This window comes from Cupriavidus sp. OV096, from assembly GCF_900115455.1.
Classification (GTDB): domain Bacteria; phylum Pseudomonadota; class Gammaproteobacteria; order Burkholderiales; family Burkholderiaceae; genus Cupriavidus.
Genome location: NZ_FOWM01000009.1, coordinates 58032 through 75119, shown reverse-complemented (window position 1 = coordinate 75119; position 17088 = coordinate 58032). Strand labels below are relative to the sequence as shown.

Genomic DNA, 17088 nt, shown 5'->3' with positions numbered 1-17088 from the left:
TTCGGTTGAGTCCCGCGCGTTGCCACGCGGGACGGGGCCCATGGGTGGGCGCGGCGGCGCCGATCAGCCTTCGGCCTGCTTGACCGTGCACATCAGTTCCGCTTCGCAGGCGATTTCGCCGTCCACGGTGGCGCTGGCCTTGAACTTCCAGATGCCGCGAATGTAGCGCTCGACGGTCACGTTCAGGTGCAGCTGGTCGCCGGGGTAGACCACACGCTTGAAGCGCGCGCCATCGATACCCACGAAGTAGTACAGCGCGCCTTCCTTGCGCTCCATATCGGCGCCGAAGGTCAGCAGGCCGGCCGACTGCGCCAGGGCCTCGAGGATCATCACGCCCGGCATCACGGGTTGATCGGGAAAGTGCCCCATGAAGTACGGCTCGTTGATCGTGACGTTCTTAAGCGTCTTGATCCGCTTCTGCGGCTCGAACTCCAGCACGCGATCGACGAGCAGGATCGGGTACCGATGCGGCAGCAGCTTCAGGATCTTGCGGATGTCGATGTCGGATGCGGTCATGATGATTTCTCTTCGTCTTGTTTGGTATTGGACCCGGCGGACTGGCCGCGCAGGCGGCGTTCCAGCGTGACCACGCGCTCGCGCAGCTTGGACAATCCGCGCACGATGGCCGCATTGCGCTCCCACTCGCCATGCGTCGTGAACGGAAACACGCTGGTGTAATGCCCCCCGGGTTTCGTAATCGATTTGGTAATCGAGGTGCCGCCGGACACCGTCGTCCGGTCGGCGATATTCAAATGGCCCGCGAAATTGGCCGATCCGCCAATCACGCAGAAACGGCCGATGCGGGTGCTGCCGGCCACCGCCGCGCAGCCCGCAATGACCGTATGGGCGCCCACCCGCACGTTGTGCGCGATCTGGACCTGGTTGTCGAGCTTGCAGCCCTCCTCGATGACCGTATCGGCCATCGCGCCGCGGTCGATGGCCGTATTGGCGCCCACTTCCACGTCATTGCCCAGCACGGCACGGCCAACCTGCGGAATTTTCACGTATTCCACCCCGGCCGGACCGATGTCCGGCGCGAAGCCAAAGCCATCCGCGCCCACTACCACGCCGCTGTGCAGGATGTTGCGCGCACCCACCACGCAACGATGATAGACGGAAACGTTCGCGTAAATGAGCGTATCGTCGCCGATCTCCGCGCCTGCGCCGATAAAGGCATTCGCCAGGACCCTTACCCGCTCGCCCAGCCGCGCGCCAGCCTCGATCACCACGTTGGGGCCGATAAAGCAGGACGCCGGCACCACGGCATCGGCGGCCACGCTCGCGCGCGGGTCGATGCCAGTGCGCGGATCGGCATTCGCCTCACGGTCGAAGCGCTGCGCCACGCGGGCAAAGCAGACATACGGGTTGCGGGCGACCAGCCAGTTGCGGCCGTCGGCCTGGCCATCGGCGCGAATACGCTCGAGGTCGGCCGGCGAGACGATGACGGCGCTGGCATTGGAGGCCAGCGCCTGCGGCAGGTACAGCGGATTGGACAGGAAAGACAGGTCACCGGGGCCGGCCTGGTCGAGCGGCGCCAGGCCGCGCACGGCGAGGTCGGGATCACCCACAACCTGCGCGCCGTTTTCGGTGGCGAGCTGACCCAGTGTGGGTGTCTGCATGGCGGTACTTCCTTGAAGAACGAGACAGCGACGAACGAGCGCGCGCCGCTTACTTGCTGCCGGCGTTGAGCGCCTTCATCACGTCATCGGTAATGTCGATGCGTGGATTGACGTACACCGCTTCCTGCACGATCAGATCGTACTTGCGCTGCTCGGCAATCTGACGGATCACCCGGTTCGCGCGCTCCAGTACCTGGGCCAGTTCCTCGTTACGGCGCTGGTTCAGGTCCTCGCGGAACTCGCGTTGCTTGCGCTGGAACTCGCGATCGAGATCGGCCACTTCGCGCTGGCGGCGCTGGCGGTCGGAATCGGCCAGCACAGCCGTGTCCTTGTCGAGCTTGTCGGCCATGCCCTTGATCTTCTGGGCCATGTCCTGCAGTTCGCGATCGCGCTTCGAGAATTCCTGCTCGAGCTTGACCTGGGCAGCCTTGGCCGGCTGCGAGTCACGCAGAATACGTTCCGAGTTGACCGCGGCAATGCGTGCCTCCTGAGCCATCGCCGGGGCGGCTACGCACAGGGCCGCTGCGGCCAGCGCTGCGGCGCTCAGGGATTTCATCAGTGGTGTATGGAGTTTCATGAAACAAATCCTTTTTGGGGATCAGAACGCGGTACCGATCTGGAACTGGAATCGCTGTACGCGATCCGTATCGTCCTTCTTCAGCGGGAAGCCCATGCTGACCTTCAGCGGGCCGATCGGCGACAGCCACGACATGCCGAAGCCGGTCGAGTACTTGAGGTCGCTGAACGTAATCGGTGCACCTTCCTGGTACACGTTACCAAAGTCGAAGAACGTGAACAGGCGCAGCGTGCGGTCAACACCCGAGCCCGGCAGCGGGAACACAAATTCCACGTTACCGATCAGCTTGGACGCACCACCCACCGGGTTGCCGTTCTGGTCCTTCGGACCAAGCGTGCTGGTCTGGTAGCCGCGCACCGAGCCGATACCACCGGCGTAGAAGTACTTGAACACCGGGAACGGCGTGTCGCCGTAGCCGTGGCCGTACGCCACTTCGCCGTTGAAGGCCAGTGTAAAGGCCTTGGAGATCGGATAGAAGTACTGCTGCTGGAAGCTGGCGCGATAGTACTGCGTATCGCCGCCCGGCACGCCCACTTCGAGGTTGGCCTGCGTGTATGGACCCTTGGTCGGGATCAGCGCACTGTCGCGACGGTCACGGGCCCAGCCAATCGTGAACGGGAAGTTGTTGATCGGGTCGCCGCTGCTCTTGCCGATCTTGTTCAGCCACGCGGTGTACTGGGTCGGCGTGTTGACGGAGGTATGCACCTCGGTGCGCTCGTAACCGATACCGAAGAACACCGTGTCATTCTCGGAGAACGGCACGCCGAACTTGAAGCCGCCGCCGGCCGAGACGATCTTGTAGTCCTGGTCGCCGGTGTAGTACAGCGGACGGGAGGTACGGTAGTAGATGTCCGTGGAACGGCTGATGCCATCCACCGTGAAGTACGGGTCGTACTGCGTCAGCGAGATGGTCCGGAACGACTTGGCCGTGTTCACGTCCAGGCCCAGGCTGGTACCGGAGCCGAACACGTTGTCCTGGCGCAAGCCGGCCTGCAGCACGAGCTTGTCAGTCGACGAAAAACCCAGGCCCAGGCTGATCTGGCCGGTCGGCTTCTCGGTCACGTTCACGTTGACATCCACCTGGTCGGGCGCGCCGGCCACGTCCTCGGTGGTGATATTCGTGTCCGTGAAGTAGCCGGTACGGTTGATACGGGCCTGCGACTGCGTGAGCTTCTCGCTGTCGAACCACGAGCTTTCCATCTGGCGCATTTCGCGGCGCACCACTTCGTCGCGGGTCTTGCTGTTGCCCACCACGTTCACGCGGCGTACATACACGCGGCGGCCGGGGTCGACCATCAGCGTCAGCGCCACTTCGCGCGTTTCCTGGTTGACCTGGGGCTGCGGATTGATAGTCGTGAACGCGTAGCCGTAGGTACCCAGCAGATCCGTGATGGACTTGGTGCTGGCCGTCAGCTTTTCGGACGAGAAGATATCGCCCTTCTTCAGCTGCAGCAGCTTTTCCATCTCGGCCTGCTTGCCGAGCAGTTCGCCGGCCAGGCGAATGTCGGACACCTTGTACTGATCGCCTTCCTTGATGTTCAGCGTCAGGAAGATGTCCTTCTTGTCCGGCGTGATCGAGACCTGCGTGGACTCGATCTGGAACTCCAGGTAGCCGCGGTTCAGGTAGTACGAGCGCAGCGCTTCCAGGTCGGCCGTGAGCTTCTGCTTCGAGTACAGGTCGTTCTTGGTGTACCAGGACAGCCAGTTCGGCGTGGAGAGCTGCATCTCGTCGCGCAGCGTGCTTTCCTTGAAAGCCTTGTTGCCGACGATATTGATCTGGCGGATCTTGGCGACCGGGCCTTCTTCCACGTTGAACACCACGGACACGCGATTGCGGTCCACCGGCGTCACCGTGGTCTGCACGTCGGCAGCGTAGTAGCCGCGCGCCACGTACTGGCGCTTCAGCTCCTGCTCGGCCTTGTCGATCAGGGCCTTGTCGTAGTAGCGCGCTTCAGCCACGCCCACCGCGCGCAGCGAACGGCGCAGCGTGTCCTTGTCGAATTCCTTGATGCCGACGAACTCGAGCTGCGAGATGGCCGGGCGCTCTTCCACCTGGACCACGAGCACGCCCTCTTCGGCGCGGATCTGCACGTCCTTGAAGAAACCGGTATTGTAGAGTGCGCGAATCGCATCGGCGCCCTTGTCGTCGGTGAAGGTCTCCCCGACGCGCACAGGCAGATAGCCGAACACAGTGCCCGGCTCCACGCGCTGCAGGCCTTCCACGCGGATGTCCCTGACCACAAACGGGTCGGCGGCCCAGCCCGCCGGGCTCCAGGCCGCGATAATGGCACTCGTCAGCACGCCCAGCGAGATGCGCTTATGTCTGATCAACGTGAATCCCCTATTCCTCTTCGATTTCATGCAGGGTATTGGCTCCGATGCCGTCCCGACGCCGTCCATGATGACGCCTGGCTTTGCTGACAAGGCCGTCCCCTCCCGACGGGTTCGACGACACCGCCGGGACGCGACCTTCTTCGGCCGACGGCCGGTTTCGGCTACGCGGATCTAGCCGCGCGCAAGAAACAGTCGGCTGACGTCATTGAACAAAGCGAGTGAGGTCAGGAGCAAGATGCACGCGATGCCGACCTTCTGCAGCATCGCCTGCCAGTGATCTGGTACGGGCCTGCCAGTCAAAAATTCCACGCAATAATACAGCAAATGCCCCCCATCCAGAACCGGAATGGGTAACAAATTGAGCACACCGAGGCTGACGCTGACCAGCGCCAGGAAGCTGATAAACGGCTGCCAACCCATGTTGGCGGCACGGCCGGCGTAGTCCGCCACCGTGAGCGGGCCGCTCAGATTCTGCAATGACGCCTGCCCCACCAGCATCTTGCCGAGCAGTTTCAGGGACAGCGTGCTGGTGCTCCAGACCTGGTCGGCTGCCCGCACCACGGCCTGCCACGGCGCGTAGCGGACGATCTCGGTCTGCACCGCCTGGTTCAGCGCGGCGCCCAGCTTGCCCGTGGGGCCTGCCGCCGCCCCGCTGGCGTCCTTCGCACCGTCCGGGGCCGGGGCTGCGTCCAGCTTGACCGGCACATCCAGCCGCTGCCCATTACGTTCTATGCCCAGCGTGACCTGCTCGCCCGGCCGCGCCCGTACCGCGCGGATCAGCTCGCTCGCCTGCGTCAGGGGCTGGCCCTGCCATGCCACCACACGGTCGCCGGCCTTCAGCCCAGCCCGCTGCGCCGCCGAATCCGGCACGATTTCCGTAATCGTAACCGGCCCGCCCTTCAGGTACAGGCCGAGCGTGGCCAGCGGGTCCTGTTCGGGATTGCCGCCGGTATTGGGCAGGCGAGGCAGCCGGATGTCGCGCTCGGCCCCATCGGTGCCGCGCACGCGCAGCACGGCGCTGGCGTCGCCAAAACCTTCGGCGAACACGGCCATGCGGAGGTCATTCCAGGACTGGACCGGCTCGGTCCGGTCGTTGGCGGTCAGCGACAAAACGCGGTCGCCGTCCCGCACACCGGCCTGGGCAGCCACGGTGCCGGCCGCGGGGGTTGCCACCAGGGGTACCGGCTCGCGCATGCCGCCGGCGAACAGCACTATATATAGAAGGATGGCCAGCGCAAAGTTGGCCACCGGCCCGGCTGCGACGATCACGAAGCGCTTGCCCACCGGCTGCCGGTTGAACGCGCGCGGCAAGTCTTCCGGGGGGATGGGGGGATCGGTCTCGGGGTCCCGCTCGCGCTCGTCGAGCATCTTGACGTAGCCGCCCAGGGGGATCGCGGCGAGCGTCCACTCGGTGCGGTCAGGCCCCTTGCTGGTCCAGCGCGCCAACGACCGGCCGAAGCCGATCGAGAACCGCAACACCTTGACGCCGCACGCGCGAGCGGCCAGGTAGTGCCCCATCTCGTGCACGAAAATCAGAATGCACAGGGCGACGACGAACGCAATTACGGTCTGCATGACAAATCACCCTCTCCAGAGCTAGCCGCGCCGAGGCGCGACGGCGCTACCTACTTAGCGGCTGGCCAGCCGCGTCAGCAATGCCTGCGCGGCACGCCGTGCCGCAGCATCGGCCGCCAGCACGCCTTCGAGTGTCTCGGCCGAGCCAGACTGCGGCTGCTCGAGCACGCCGGCTACCACGCGGGCAATATCGGTAAATCGGATCGCCCCGCCGAGGAAGGCCTCCACGGCCACCTCGTTCGCGGCGTTCAGCACGGCGGGGGCTAGCCCGCCCGCGCGCAATGCATCAAAGGCTAGCCCCAGGCAGGGGAAGCGATCAAGGTCAGGAATCTCAAAATGCAGGCCGCCGGCGACGGTCAGGTCGAGCGGGCTCACCCCGGAGTCGATCCGCTCCGGGTACGCCATGCCATAGGCGATGGGCGTGCGCATGTCGGGGTTGCCAAGCTGGGCGAGCACCGAACCATCGGCGTACGCCACCATCGAATGAACGATGCTTTGCGGGTGGATCAGCACCTCGATCTTGTCCGCCGGAGCGCCGAACAGCCAATGGGCCTCGATGACCTCGAGCCCCTTGTTCATCATCGTGGCGGAATCCACCGAGATCTTGCGGCCCATCACCCATTTGGGGTGGGCGCAGGCCTGATCGGGCGTGATGTCGTGCAAGGTGGACGGATCACGCGTCCGGAACGGGCCACCCGACGCGGTTAGCAGCACCTTGGACACGCCCGCGCCGTAGCGCGGGTCGCTGGTCGGCAGGCACTGGAAGATCGCGTTGTGTTCACTGTCGATGGGCAGCAGCGTGGCGCCGTGCTCGCGCACCGCGTCCATGAAGATGGCGCCCGACATGACCAGCGATTCCTTGTTGGCCAGCAGCACGCGCTTGCCCGCCCGTGCGGCGGCGAGCGAGGAACGGAGCCCGGCCGCGCCGACGATGGCGGCCATCACGGCATCGGTGCCGTCATCGGCGGCGATCGACTCCAGCGCGGCTTCGCCGTAGCTGACCTCGGTCTTTACGCCGGCATCGCGCAGCAGCGTCTCGAGCTGGCGTGCCGCATCGGCGGAGCCCACCACGGCACGCGCCGGGCGGAATTCCACGCAGGCCGCTGCCAGCTTCTCCACCTGACGGTGGGCGCTCAACGCATGCACGGTGTAGCGGTCCGGATGCCGACGCACTACGTCGAGTGTGCTTTCGCCGATGGAGCCCGTGGCGCCCAGGATGGTAATGCGTTGCATAGGAACCAGATAACCAAATTCAGATTGTGATCACATCCAGGCCAGCAGCAGCGCCGCCAGCGGGAACACCGGAATGAGCGCGTCGATGCGATCGAGTACGCCGCCGTGCCCGGGCAGCAGCCGGCTGCTGTCCTTCTTGCCGATCTGACGCTTGAGCAGCGACTCGAACAGGTCGCCGATAACGCTGGCCGCCACGAGCAGCGTGGAGAGGCCGATCATCAGCCCCAGCCCACCCTGATCGGCGACGCGCGAAAACCAGGTCGGTGCGAAGGCATGGGTGGTGCCAAGCGCCACGGCCACGATCATCACCAGCAGCCAGCCGCCAACCGCACCCTCCCAGGACTTGCCCGGGCTGATGGTTGGCGCCAGTTTGCGCTTGCCGATGGCCTTGCCGACGAAATAGGCGCCGATATCGGCCGCCCAGACCAGCACGGCCGCCGACAGCAGTACCGCGATGCCTTCGGCCCGCAGCACCATCACGGCGTGACCGAACGCTGGCAGCATGATCAGCCCAAGGATGGCGCCAAGCACCGTGAACCCCGGCGTCGCCTTGCGCACGCCCCGTGCCAGCAGCACCAGCGCCACGCCCCAGGCCACCAACGCGGCGGCCAGCAGGAAATGGATGGCACGGCGTTCGGGCGCGTCATGGAAGTAAATCAGCACCAGCAGGCAGGCCACCGCGTAGACGTAGGGCCAGAAACGGCGCAGCCCGATCAGTCGCCCGAACTCCCATCCGGCCAGCAGCACGATCACGGCGATCAGCCCCGCCAGCCACATCACGGGCGCCAGGAACAGGATCGGCAGGATCAACAGCAACAGGCACAGGGCGGTAATGACGCGGGTGATGAGCATGCGCTGCGGTTTCCTTTGAAGGTGGGATCAGGACAGGCCGGTCGCGGCGAGCCGCTCAGGCCGTACCAGACAGACCGGGCGCCACCAGTTGGGCGCTGGTCCGGCCAAAGCGCCGCTCGCGCTGCCGGTACGAGGCGAAAGCCTTGTCCAGCTCGGCGGCGTCGAAATCGGGCCAGTAGGTATCGGTGAAGTACAGCTCGGAATACGCGAGCTGCCATAGCAGGAAATTGCTGATGCGCTGCTCGCCGCCGGTGCGAATGAACAGGTCCGGCTCGGGCGCATAGGACATCGCCAGGTGCGGCGCCAGCACAGCCTCGTCGATGGCATCCGGGTCGAGCATCGGCGAGCGGGCCAGCATCTTGCGCATGGCCTGAAGCAGGTCCCAGCGGCCGCCGTAGTTCGCGGCGATGGTCACCGTCAGGCCGGTATTGCCGGCGGTGCGGGCCTCCGCATCGCGGATCAGCTGCTGGATGCGCGGGCTGAAGCGCCCGAGGTCGCCCACCACGCGCACGCGGATGTCATTGGCATGCATCTTGACCACCTCGCGGCGCAAGGCGGTCATGAACAGGCGCATCAGGAACGACACCTCATCCGCCGGACGGCGCCAGTTCTCCGAACTGAACGCGAACAGCGTGAGGAACTGCACGCCGCGGGTGGCACAGGCCTCCACCACCGCGCGTACCGCGTCCAGGCCACGGCTGTGGCCTGCCACGCGGGGCAGATGACGCTGGGTCGCCCAACGGCCGTTGCCATCCATGATGATGGCAACGTGGCGGGGCACGTAAGTGGTATCGGGAACGCCGAGCGTCGAACTGATGTGCTGCATGGATTCGCGGACGGGGACGGAGCCGGCGGGGTTCCCGCCGGGCGGCCGTCAGACCGTCATGATCTCCTTTTCTTTTTCGGCCACGAGCTTGTCGATCTCGGCCACGAACTTGTCCGTCAGCTTCTGGACTTCATCCTGGCCGCGGCGCTCGTCGTCCTCGGAAATGGTCTTGTCCTTGACGAGCTTCTTGAACTGCTCCATGGCGTCGCGGCGCAGGTTGCGCACGGCCACCTTGGCACCTTCGGCCTCGCCCTTGACCACCTTCGTCAGCTCCTTGCGGCGCTCTTCGGTCAGTGCGGGCATCGGCACACGGATGGTTTCACCCATGGTGGCCGGGTTCAGGCCCAGGTCGGCGTCGCGGATGGCTTTTTCCACCGCGCCCACCATCTTCTTCTCCCAGGGCTGCACGCTGATCGTGCGCGCATCGGCCAGGCCGACATTGGCCACCTGGCTGATCGGCACCATCGAGCCGTAGTAGTCCACCTGGACGTGATCGAGCAGACCGGTGTGGGCACGACCGGTACGAATTTTCGCCAGATCGGCCCTGAAGGCTTCGATCGACTTCTGCATCTTCTGCTCGGCGCTCTTCTTTGTGTCGGCGACGCTCATGTTTACCTCCGGAAATCAGCCAGACAGGATCCCGCCGGACGGGATCGAAAATGAATCATTCTACTCTCAGGCCGGGCCGAATCCGCATTGTGACGCGGCCCGCCGTCGTCATACGTGCACCAGCGTACCTTCGTCTTCGCCGAGGATCACGCGCTTCAGCGCACCCGGCTTGACGATGGAGAACACCTTGATCGGCAGCTTCTGGTCGCGGCACAGCGCGAAGGCCGTGGCGTCCATGACCTGCAGGTTGCGCGAGATGGCCTCGTCGAACGTGATGGTGGTGTAGCGCGTGGCGCTGGGGTCCTTCTTGGGGTCGGCCGTGTACACGCCGTCCACCTTGGTGGCCTTGAGCACGACTTCCGCGCCGATTTCCGCGCCGCGCAGCGCGGCGGCGGTGTCGGTGGTGAAGAACGGGTTGCCGGTGCCGGCCGCGAAAATCACGACCTTGCCCTCTTCCAGCTGGCGGATGGCGCGCGGGCGGATATAAGGCTCGACCACCTGGTCCATGCGCAGCGCCGATTGCACGCGGCCTTCGATATTCGCGTGGCGCATGGCGTCCTGCAGGGCCAGCGCGTTCATCATGGTGGCCAGCATGCCCATGTAGTCGGCCGTGGCACGGTCCATGCCGGCGGCGCCGCCGGCCACGCCACGGAAGATGTTGCCGCCGCCGATGACCACGGCGACCTGGACGCCCAGCTTCACGATCTCGGCAATGTCGTTGACCATGCCCTCGATGGTGGCGCGGTTGATGCCGAAGGCATCGTCGCCCATCAGGGCCTCACCGGAAAGTTTAAGTAGGACGCGCTTGTAGGCTGGCATGTTCACCCTCGGGCTGGTTCTTGATCGCTCGTTCGAACGGATGGATTGGCGCGCGCGAGCCGGGCTGCCGGGGCTTGTGACCCCGGCTCGGCTCAGGGCCGCGCGGAAATACGGAATTGCGGGACAGCTCGAAGCCGGTTTTCGCTGTCATCTGCCGGCATCGTTACGCGAACCTCGCCTAACATGCAGGTGACTGCGGAAATCGACTGATACAGCCGCGGCGCCCGGCGTTCTGCCTGACGCGCTTGTGCAGAGGGGCACCTTGCGGCGCCCCTCGGCATTATACGGTGGCGGAATCGGCCCTTAACGAAAAAGGCCGCTCCCCCACCCTGACGATCAGCCCTTCTGGGCGGCAGCCACCTGGGCGGCCACTTCAGCAGCGAAGTCGTCCTGCTTCTTCTCGATGCCCTCGCCCACCACGTACAGGGTGAAACCCTTCACCGTGGTGTTGACGGCCTTCAGCATCTGCTCGACGGTCTGCTTGTCGTTCTTCACGAACGGCTGGTTGAACAGCGAGACTTCCTTCAGGTACTTCTGGACCGAGCCTTCGACCATCTTGGCGACGATCTCGGCCGGCTTGCCCGACTCGGCAGCCTTCTGCTCGGCGATGCTGCGCTCCTTGGCGATCAGCTCGGCGGGCACCTGGTCCGACGACAGCGACACCGGCTTCATGGCGGCCACGTGCATGGCCACGTCCTTGGCAGCGGTTTCGTCGCCGTCGAACTCGACCATCACGCCGATGCGCGTGCCGTGCAGGTACGACACCAGCTTGCCGCCATTGGCGTAGCGGGTGAAGCGGCGGATCGTCAGGTTCTCGCCGATCTTGCCGATCAGCGCGGCACGGGTGGTTTCCACCGACACGCCGTCGATTTCCAGCGCCGACAGGGCAGCCACGTCAGCCGGGTTCTGCTTGGCGATCAGTTCGGCGACCTTGGCCGAGAAAGCCAGGAAGTCGTCGTTCTTCGACACGAAGTCGGTTTCGCAGTTCAGCTCGACCAGGACGCCGGTCGTGCCGTCGATGTACGAGGCCACCACGCCTTCGGCGGTCACGCGCGACGCAGCCTTGCTGGCCTTGTTGCCCAGCTTGACGCGCAGCAGCTCTTCAGCCTTGTCCAGGTCGCCATTGGCTTCCGTCAGGGCCTTCTTGCATTCCATCATCGGCGCGTCGGTCTTCGCGCGCAGTTCTGCAACCATGCTTGCGGTAATTGCCGCCATTTGTCACTCCTTGATTGGTTCGGGCCGATGTCCCGCCTGCTTCCGGGACACCCGCCGGTGTCTGATCAACTTGGGTCCGGCTCACCCGCGGCGAATCGTATTCGCGGCGGATGACAACAAAGTCAGTTTCAGCTTGCGGCGCACTGCGTTTCGCAGTTTGCAAAAAGGGGGCGCCAGAAGTGCCCCCTTTTCCATGTGCCGCAAGGCGGGCGCCGGCGGCCGGTGTACCCCGGCCTCAGGCGCCAGCGGGCAATCAGCCTTCCTGGACTTCGACGAATTCGTCGCCGCCACGTGCAGCTTCCACCACTTCTTGAACCGCATTGGCGCGGCCTTCCAGGATGGCGTCGGCCACGCCGCGCACGTACAGGGCCACGGCCTTGCTCGAGTCGTCGTTACCCGGGATCACGTAATCGATGCCTTCCGGCGAGTGGTTCGTGTCAACCACGCCGATCACGGGGATGCCCAGCTTGGCGGCTTCCGTCACGGCGATCTTGTGGTAGCCCACGTCCACCACGAAGATGGCGTCAGGCACGCCGCCCATGTCCTTGATGCCGCCGATGGACTTTTCCAGCTTGGCCATCTCGCGCTCGAACATCAGCGCTTCCTTCTTGCTCATGGTGTCCAGCGCGCCGGCTTCCTTGGCGGCTTCCATGTCCTTCAGGCGCTTGATCGAGATCTTGACGGTCTTGAAGTTCGTCAGCATGCCGCCGAGCCAGCGGGCGTCGACGTAGGGCATGCCAGCGCGGCCAGCTTCTTCAGCCAGGATTTCGCGCGATTGACGCTTGGTACCCACGAAAAGCACGCTACCGCGGTTTGCTGCCAGTTGACGCACGTACTTCATCGCGTCCTGGAACATCGGCAGGGTCTTTTCGAGGTTGATAATGTGGATCTTGTTGCGATGACCGAAGATGAAGGGGGCCATCTTCGGGTTCCAGAAGCGGGTTTGGTGGCCAAAGTGGCAACCGGCTTCCAGCATTTCGCGCATAGTCACGGACATGAGAGGTACTCCAATAGGGTTAGGTCTGAAGTCCGCCCCGACATTCCTGAAAAGGAACACCCCGGATGGGCGGACCAGCGATTTACTAATAAAATTTGCTTCCCGACCCGCCACCGGCATCAGCCAGCAGCAAGTCAGCCCGCGATTGTAGCAACAAAATGGCGTCGGGCTCAAGCCCTGTCTGGCCCCTCGCGCACCCGCCAGCCCGCCAATTCTTGGCCCGGGCGCCGCCAAATCCCTGCTTTCGGGGCGCGATGGTGCGATAATCCCACTTTGCGAATCGATTACCGGCGCGGCCCGCGGCCCCGCCGTCACTTATTTCTGGCGAAGCAGCATGAGCATCCACCTGAATACCGCCGAAGACATCGCCCAAATGCGCGTGGCTTGCCGCCTTGCCTCCGAGGTCCTCGACTACATCACGCCCCATATCGTCCCCGGAGTGACCACGGGCGAACTCGACAAGCTCTGCCACGCCTATATGCGTGACGTGCAAGGCACCGTGCCGGCGCCGCTGAACTACGCGCCGCCGGGCTACCCGCCCTTCCCCGGCGCGATCTGCACCTCGGTCAACGACGTGATCTGCCACGGCATTCCGGGCGACCGCGTGCTCAAGAGCGGCGACGCGGTGAATCTCGATATCACCGTAATCACGAAGGAAGGCTATTACGGCGACACCAGCCGCATGTTCATCGTGGGCGAGGGTTCGATCCTGGCCAAGCGCCTGGCGCAGGTTACCTACGAGTGCATGTGGAAGGGTATCCAGCAAGTGCGCAATGGCGCACGCCTGGGCGATATCGGCCATGCCATCCAGGTGCACGCCGAAGCTTCCGGCTACAGCGTGGTGCGCGAGTACTGCGGCCACGGCATCGGCAAGGTGTTCCACTCGGACCCGCAGGTGCTGCACTATGGCCGCCCCAACACGGGCACCGAGATCAAGTCCGGCATGATCTTCACCGTCGAGCCGATGATCAACGCCGGCAAGCGCGACATCCGCACCATGCCCGACCAGTGGACCGTGAAGACGCGTGACCGCAGCCTGTCCGCGCAGTGGGAGCACACCGTGCTGGTGACGGACACCGGCTTCGAGGTGCTGACGCTGTCGGCCGGCTCGCCCGTGCCGCCGGCCTTCATTACCGAACCCGTCGCGGCCTGACGCCGCGTTGACCGCCAGGGCGCCGACCGCGGCGCCCTTTCTACTTCCAGCCGTGCCCGCGACCCACACCGCCCCCACCATGGACACCACGCCGGAACTCCTGCTTTGCCAGCGCATCCGCGACAAGCTGCGCGCCGACAAGCAAGCGCTCTTCGCCGAATTCGACGCGCACAATCAGGTCAATCCGCTGGTCACGCGGCTACGCCGTGCGGTGGATGCCGCGCTGATCGATGCCTGGACCGGCCTGGAGTTGCCCGCCAGCGCCGCGCTGGTGGCGGTGGGTGGCTATGGCCGTGGCGAGCTGTTCCCGCATTCCGACGTGGACGTGCTGCTCCTGCTGCCGGCCGAGCCGGACGCGGAGATGGCGGGCAAGCTGGAGCGCTTCATCGGCCTGTGCTGGGACCTGGGACTCGAGATCGGCTCGTCGGTGCGTACCGTCGACGACTGCCTGCGCGAGGCGGCGGGCGACATCACCATCCGCACCTCGCTGCTCGAAGCGCGCCTGCTGATCGGCAACAAAGCACTGTTCGCCGACATGCACCGGCGCTATCTGGCGGACCTCGACGCCGCCGACTTCTTCCAGGCCAAGCTGCTGGAAATGCGCCAGCGCCACGCCAAGTACCAGGACACGCCCTACGCGCTGGAGCCCAACTGCAAGGAAAGCCCGGGCGGCCTGCGCGACCTGCAGGTCATCCTGTGGATGACGCAGGCGGCGGGCCTCGGCGACAGCTGGAAGGAATTGTTCGAGCGCGGCCTGCTGACCGAGCGCGAGGCGCAGGAACTCACCCGCAACGAGCGCCTGTTGCGCACGATTCGCGCACGGCTGCACCTGCTGGCCGGCCGCCGGCAGGACGTGCTGGTGTTCGACCTGCAAACCGCGCTGGCCGAGTCCTTCGGCTATCGGCAGACCACGCACAAGCGCGCCAGCGAACAGTTGATGCGCCGCTTCTACTGGGCCGCCAAGGCGGTGACGCAGCTCAACAGCGTACTGCTGCTCAATATCGAGGCGATGCTGTTTCCGAGTGAATCGAAGGTCACACGCGTGATCAACGACCGCTTCGTGGAACGCCAGGGCATGCTGGAAATCACCAGCGACGACCTGTACGAGCGCGATCCGCACGCAATCCTGGAGACCTTCCTGCTCTACGAGCGCACGCCGGGCGTGAAAGGCATCTCCCCCCGTACGCTGCGCGGGCTCTACAACGCGCGCACGGTCATGGACGCGAGCTGGCGCAACGATCCCGAGAACCGCCGCCTGTTCCTGGCCATCATGCAGGAGCCGCAGGGTATCACCCACGCGCTGCGGCTGATGAACCAGACCAGCGTGCTGGGCCGCTACCTGATCAATTTCCGGCGCATCGTCGGCCAGATGCAGCACGACCTGTTCCACGTCTACACCGTGGACCAGCACATCCTGATGGTGGTGCGCAATATCCGCCGCTTCGCCATCGTCGAGCACACGCACGAGTTCCCGTTCTGCAGCCAGTTGATGGCCAGCTTCGACCGCCCGTGGGTGCTCTGGGTGGCCGCGCTGTTCCACGACATCGCCAAGGGCCGGGGCGGGGACCACTCCAAGCTCGGCACCGTCGATGCGCGCCGCTTCTGCAAGCAGCACGGCATTTCGCGCGAGGACACCGACCTGATCGCCTGGCTCGTGGAGCATCACCTGACCATGAGCCACGTGGCGCAGAAGCAGGACCTGACCGATCCGGACGTGGTCAAGGCCTTCGCAGGCGTGGTGGGCAATGAACGCTACCTGACCGCGCTCTACCTGCTGACCGTGGCCGATATCCGCGGCACCAGCCCCAAGGTGTGGAATGCCTGGAAGGGCAAGCTGCTCGAAGACCTGTACCGCATCACCCTGCGCGTGCTCGGCGGCGCGCAGCTCGACCCGCATTCGCTCTGGGCCCAGCGCCGGGACGACACCATCGCCCAGTTGCGGCTCAAGGCGTTCGACCCCGAACTGGGCAGGCCGCTCTGGGACAAGCTCGACGTCTCGTTCTTCCTGCGCCACGATGCCCGCGACATCGCCTGGCTCACGCGCCATCTGTTCAACAAGGTGGATAGCGACGCGGCGGTGGTCAAGGCACGCATCTCGCCGGCTGGCGAGGGCCTGCAGATTGCCGTCTACGTCAAGGACCAGCCTGACCTCTTCGCGCGCATCTGCGGCTATTTCGAACGGAAGGCGTTCTCGATTCAGGACGCCAAGATCCACACCACACGCCACGGCTACGCGCTGGACACCTTCCAGGTGACCGACCCTGGCCTGGCGGGCGACTATCGCGACATCCTCGCTTTGGTCGAACACGAACTGGCGGAACGGCTGCGGCTGGAGTGCCCGCTGCCCGATCCGGCGCAGGGCCGGCTGTCGCGCCAGTCGCGCAGCTTCCCGATCAAGCCCCGCGTGGACCTGCGGGCCGACGAGCGCGGGCAGTTCTACCTGCTGTCCCTGTCCGCCAACGACCGAACCGGCCTGCTCTACGCGATCGCCCGCGTACTGGCCCAACATCGCGTGTCCGTGCATTCGGCGCGCATCAACACCCTGGGGGAGCGCGTCGAAGACGTGTTCCTGGTCGATGGCAGCCGTCTTGCCGCCGACAACCGATTGCAGATTCAGCTTGAACAGGATTTGCTCGACGCGCTAGCCATCTGATGGCAACGCGGGTCGGGCAAACGCAACGATATGACAGACAGCAAAACGCCCGGCCGCAAGACGCTGGGCATCAAGACCGCCACGTCCACCTCGGACGCGCCGCGCAAGCCCACCCGCCCGGTGCGCGTCTCCGACCTGAACCGCAAGCGCGTGCAGGACGTGGTGACGGGCATCAAGGAGGCGCGGGAACGCGCGGGCGAGCGCAACAAGCGCAAGGCCGCTCCCGCCGAGGGCGCCGCCCGGCCTGATCGGGCGGATCGTGGAGAGCGCCCGGCGCGCCCTGCCCGTCCGCGCCCCGAGGGGGATCGGCCGCCGCGCCGCTATGGCGACGACCGTCCGCCCCGCCCCCGTCGTTTTGGTGACGACGAAGCCCGTCCGCCGCGCCGCTATGGCGATGACGAACGCCGCCCGCCGCAACGTGGCTTCGGCGGCGATGATCGCCGTCCGCCCCAGCGCAGCTTCGGGAACGATGATCGCGGTGCGCCGCGTCCCCGCCGTTTCGGCGATGACGAGGCCCGCCCGCCGCGCCGTTATGGCGATGACGAGCGCCGCCCGCCGCAACGTGGCTTCGGCGGCGATGACCGCCGTCCCCCGCAGCGTGGTTTCAGCGGCGACGACCGCCGTCC

General features: G+C 65.3%; 14 protein-coding genes and 1 pseudogene. 3 read left to right on the top strand and 12 right to left on the bottom strand.

Features of this window, described 5'->3' with window-relative positions:
* Positions 1–63 precede the first annotated feature (63 nt).
* From fabZ to rpsB, 12 genes are all read right to left on the bottom strand, one after another.
* Positions 64–516: a 3-hydroxyacyl-ACP dehydratase FabZ gene (fabZ, locus tag BM115_RS19235; protein WP_092297643.1), complete on the bottom strand. Its 453-nt coding sequence runs from the start codon at positions 514–516 to the stop codon at positions 64–66.
* Complete coding sequence (gene lpxD / locus BM115_RS19230; RefSeq protein ID WP_092297640.1) at positions 513–1619, bottom strand: UDP-3-O-(3-hydroxymyristoyl)glucosamine N-acyltransferase; 1107 nt, start codon at positions 1617–1619, stop codon at positions 513–515. Before lpxD ends, fabZ begins: the two co-directional genes overlap by 4 nt.
* 49 nt (positions 1620–1668) lie before the next feature.
* Entirely contained in the window at positions 1669–2196 is a 528-nt protein-coding gene (locus BM115_RS19225; protein ID WP_092297637.1) for an OmpH/Skp family outer membrane protein, read from the bottom strand.
* A gap of 21 nt (positions 2197–2217) precedes the next feature.
* Entirely contained in the window at positions 2218–4557 is a 2340-nt protein-coding gene (bamA, locus tag BM115_RS19220; protein WP_369823500.1) for an outer membrane protein assembly factor BamA, read from the bottom strand.
* Between the two features lie 144 nt (positions 4558–4701).
* The gene (rseP, locus tag BM115_RS19215) at positions 4702–6105 is read right to left on the bottom strand and encodes an RIP metalloprotease RseP (protein ID WP_092297631.1); all 1404 of its coding nucleotides are present in this window, start codon (positions 6103–6105) and stop codon (positions 4702–4704) included.
* Positions 6106–6159: 54 nt separating this feature from the next.
* Positions 6160–7338: a 1-deoxy-D-xylulose-5-phosphate reductoisomerase gene (ispC, locus tag BM115_RS19210; RefSeq protein WP_092297628.1), complete on the bottom strand. Its 1179-nt coding sequence runs from the start codon at positions 7336–7338 to the stop codon at positions 6160–6162.
* 30 nt (positions 7339–7368) lie between these two features.
* Complete coding sequence (locus BM115_RS19205; protein WP_092297625.1) at positions 7369–8190, bottom strand: phosphatidate cytidylyltransferase; 822 nt, start codon at positions 8188–8190, stop codon at positions 7369–7371.
* Between the two features lie 55 nt (positions 8191–8245).
* Positions 8246–9016 (bottom strand): isoprenyl transferase, encoded by a 771-nt coding sequence (locus BM115_RS19200; RefSeq protein ID WP_092297622.1) that lies wholly within the window; start codon positions 9014–9016, stop codon positions 8246–8248.
* Positions 9017–9064: 48 nt separating this feature from the next.
* On the bottom strand, positions 9065–9625 hold the full coding sequence (gene frr, locus BM115_RS19195) for a ribosome recycling factor (protein ID WP_092297619.1): 561 nt from the start codon (positions 9623–9625) through the stop codon (positions 9065–9067).
* Between the two features lie 108 nt (positions 9626–9733).
* On the bottom strand, positions 9734–10444 hold the full coding sequence (gene pyrH, locus BM115_RS19190; protein ID WP_092297616.1) for a UMP kinase: 711 nt from the start codon (positions 10442–10444) through the stop codon (positions 9734–9736).
* A gap of 336 nt (positions 10445–10780) precedes the next feature.
* Positions 10781–11659: a translation elongation factor Ts gene (gene tsf / locus BM115_RS19185; RefSeq protein WP_092297613.1), complete on the bottom strand. Its 879-nt coding sequence runs from the start codon at positions 11657–11659 to the stop codon at positions 10781–10783.
* 253 nt (positions 11660–11912) lie between these two features.
* A complete protein-coding gene (gene rpsB / locus BM115_RS19180) occupies positions 11913–12656 on the bottom strand; it encodes a 30S ribosomal protein S2 (protein WP_092297610.1) in 744 nt (247 codons plus the stop codon).
* 334 nt (positions 12657–12990) lie between these two features.
* On the opposite strand from rpsB, the gene map reads away from it, so the two are divergent.
* The 3 genes and pseudogenes from map to BM115_RS27330 form a co-directional block, all read left to right on the top strand.
* Complete coding sequence (gene map / locus BM115_RS19175; RefSeq protein ID WP_092297607.1) at positions 12991–13809, top strand: type I methionyl aminopeptidase; 819 nt, start codon at positions 12991–12993, stop codon at positions 13807–13809.
* 79 nt (positions 13810–13888) lie between these two features.
* A complete protein-coding gene (locus tag BM115_RS19170; RefSeq protein WP_092297604.1) occupies positions 13889–16462 on the top strand; it encodes a [protein-PII] uridylyltransferase in 2574 nt (857 codons plus the stop codon).
* Positions 16463–16492: 30 nt separating this feature from the next.
* A pseudogene (locus BM115_RS27330) lies at positions 16493–17088 on the top strand (16S rRNA pseudouridylate synthase); the annotation flags it as partial.

Bases quoted from the DNA above. Each gene is read 5' to 3' on its own strand.
- fabZ (WP_092297643.1), bottom strand. From the start codon at position 516: ATGACCGCATCCGACATCGACATCCGCAAGATCCTGAAGCTGCTGCCG.
- lpxD (WP_092297640.1), bottom strand. From the start codon at position 1,619: ATGCAGACACCCACACTGGGTCAGCTCGCCACCGAAAACGGCGCGCAG.
- BM115_RS19225 (WP_092297637.1), bottom strand. From the start codon at position 2,196: ATGAAACTCCATACACCACTGATGAAATCCCTGAGCGCCGCAGCGCTG.
- bamA (WP_369823500.1), bottom strand. From the start codon at position 4,557: ATGAAATCGAAGAGGAATAGGGGATTCACGTTGATCAGACATAAGCGC.
- rseP (WP_092297631.1), bottom strand. From the start codon at position 6,105: ATGCAGACCGTAATTGCGTTCGTCGTCGCCCTGTGCATTCTGATTTTC.
- ispC (WP_092297628.1), bottom strand. From the start codon at position 7,338: ATGCAACGCATTACCATCCTGGGCGCCACGGGCTCCATCGGCGAAAGC.
- BM115_RS19205 (WP_092297625.1), bottom strand. From the start codon at position 8,190: ATGCTCATCACCCGCGTCATTACCGCCCTGTGCCTGTTGCTGTTGATC.
- BM115_RS19200 (WP_092297622.1), bottom strand. From the start codon at position 9,016: ATGCAGCACATCAGTTCGACGCTCGGCGTTCCCGATACCACTTACGTG.
- frr (WP_092297619.1), bottom strand. From the start codon at position 9,625: ATGAGCGTCGCCGACACAAAGAAGAGCGCCGAGCAGAAGATGCAGAAG.
- pyrH (WP_092297616.1), bottom strand. From the start codon at position 10,444: ATGCCAGCCTACAAGCGCGTCCTACTTAAACTTTCCGGTGAGGCCCTG.
- tsf (WP_092297613.1), bottom strand. From the start codon at position 11,659: ATGGCGGCAATTACCGCAAGCATGGTTGCAGAACTGCGCGCGAAGACC.
- rpsB (WP_092297610.1), bottom strand. From the start codon at position 12,656: ATGTCCGTGACTATGCGCGAAATGCTGGAAGCCGGTTGCCACTTTGGC.
- map (WP_092297607.1), top strand. From the start codon at position 12,991: ATGAGCATCCACCTGAATACCGCCGAAGACATCGCCCAAATGCGCGTG.
- BM115_RS19170 (WP_092297604.1), top strand. From the start codon at position 13,889: ATGGACACCACGCCGGAACTCCTGCTTTGCCAGCGCATCCGCGACAAG.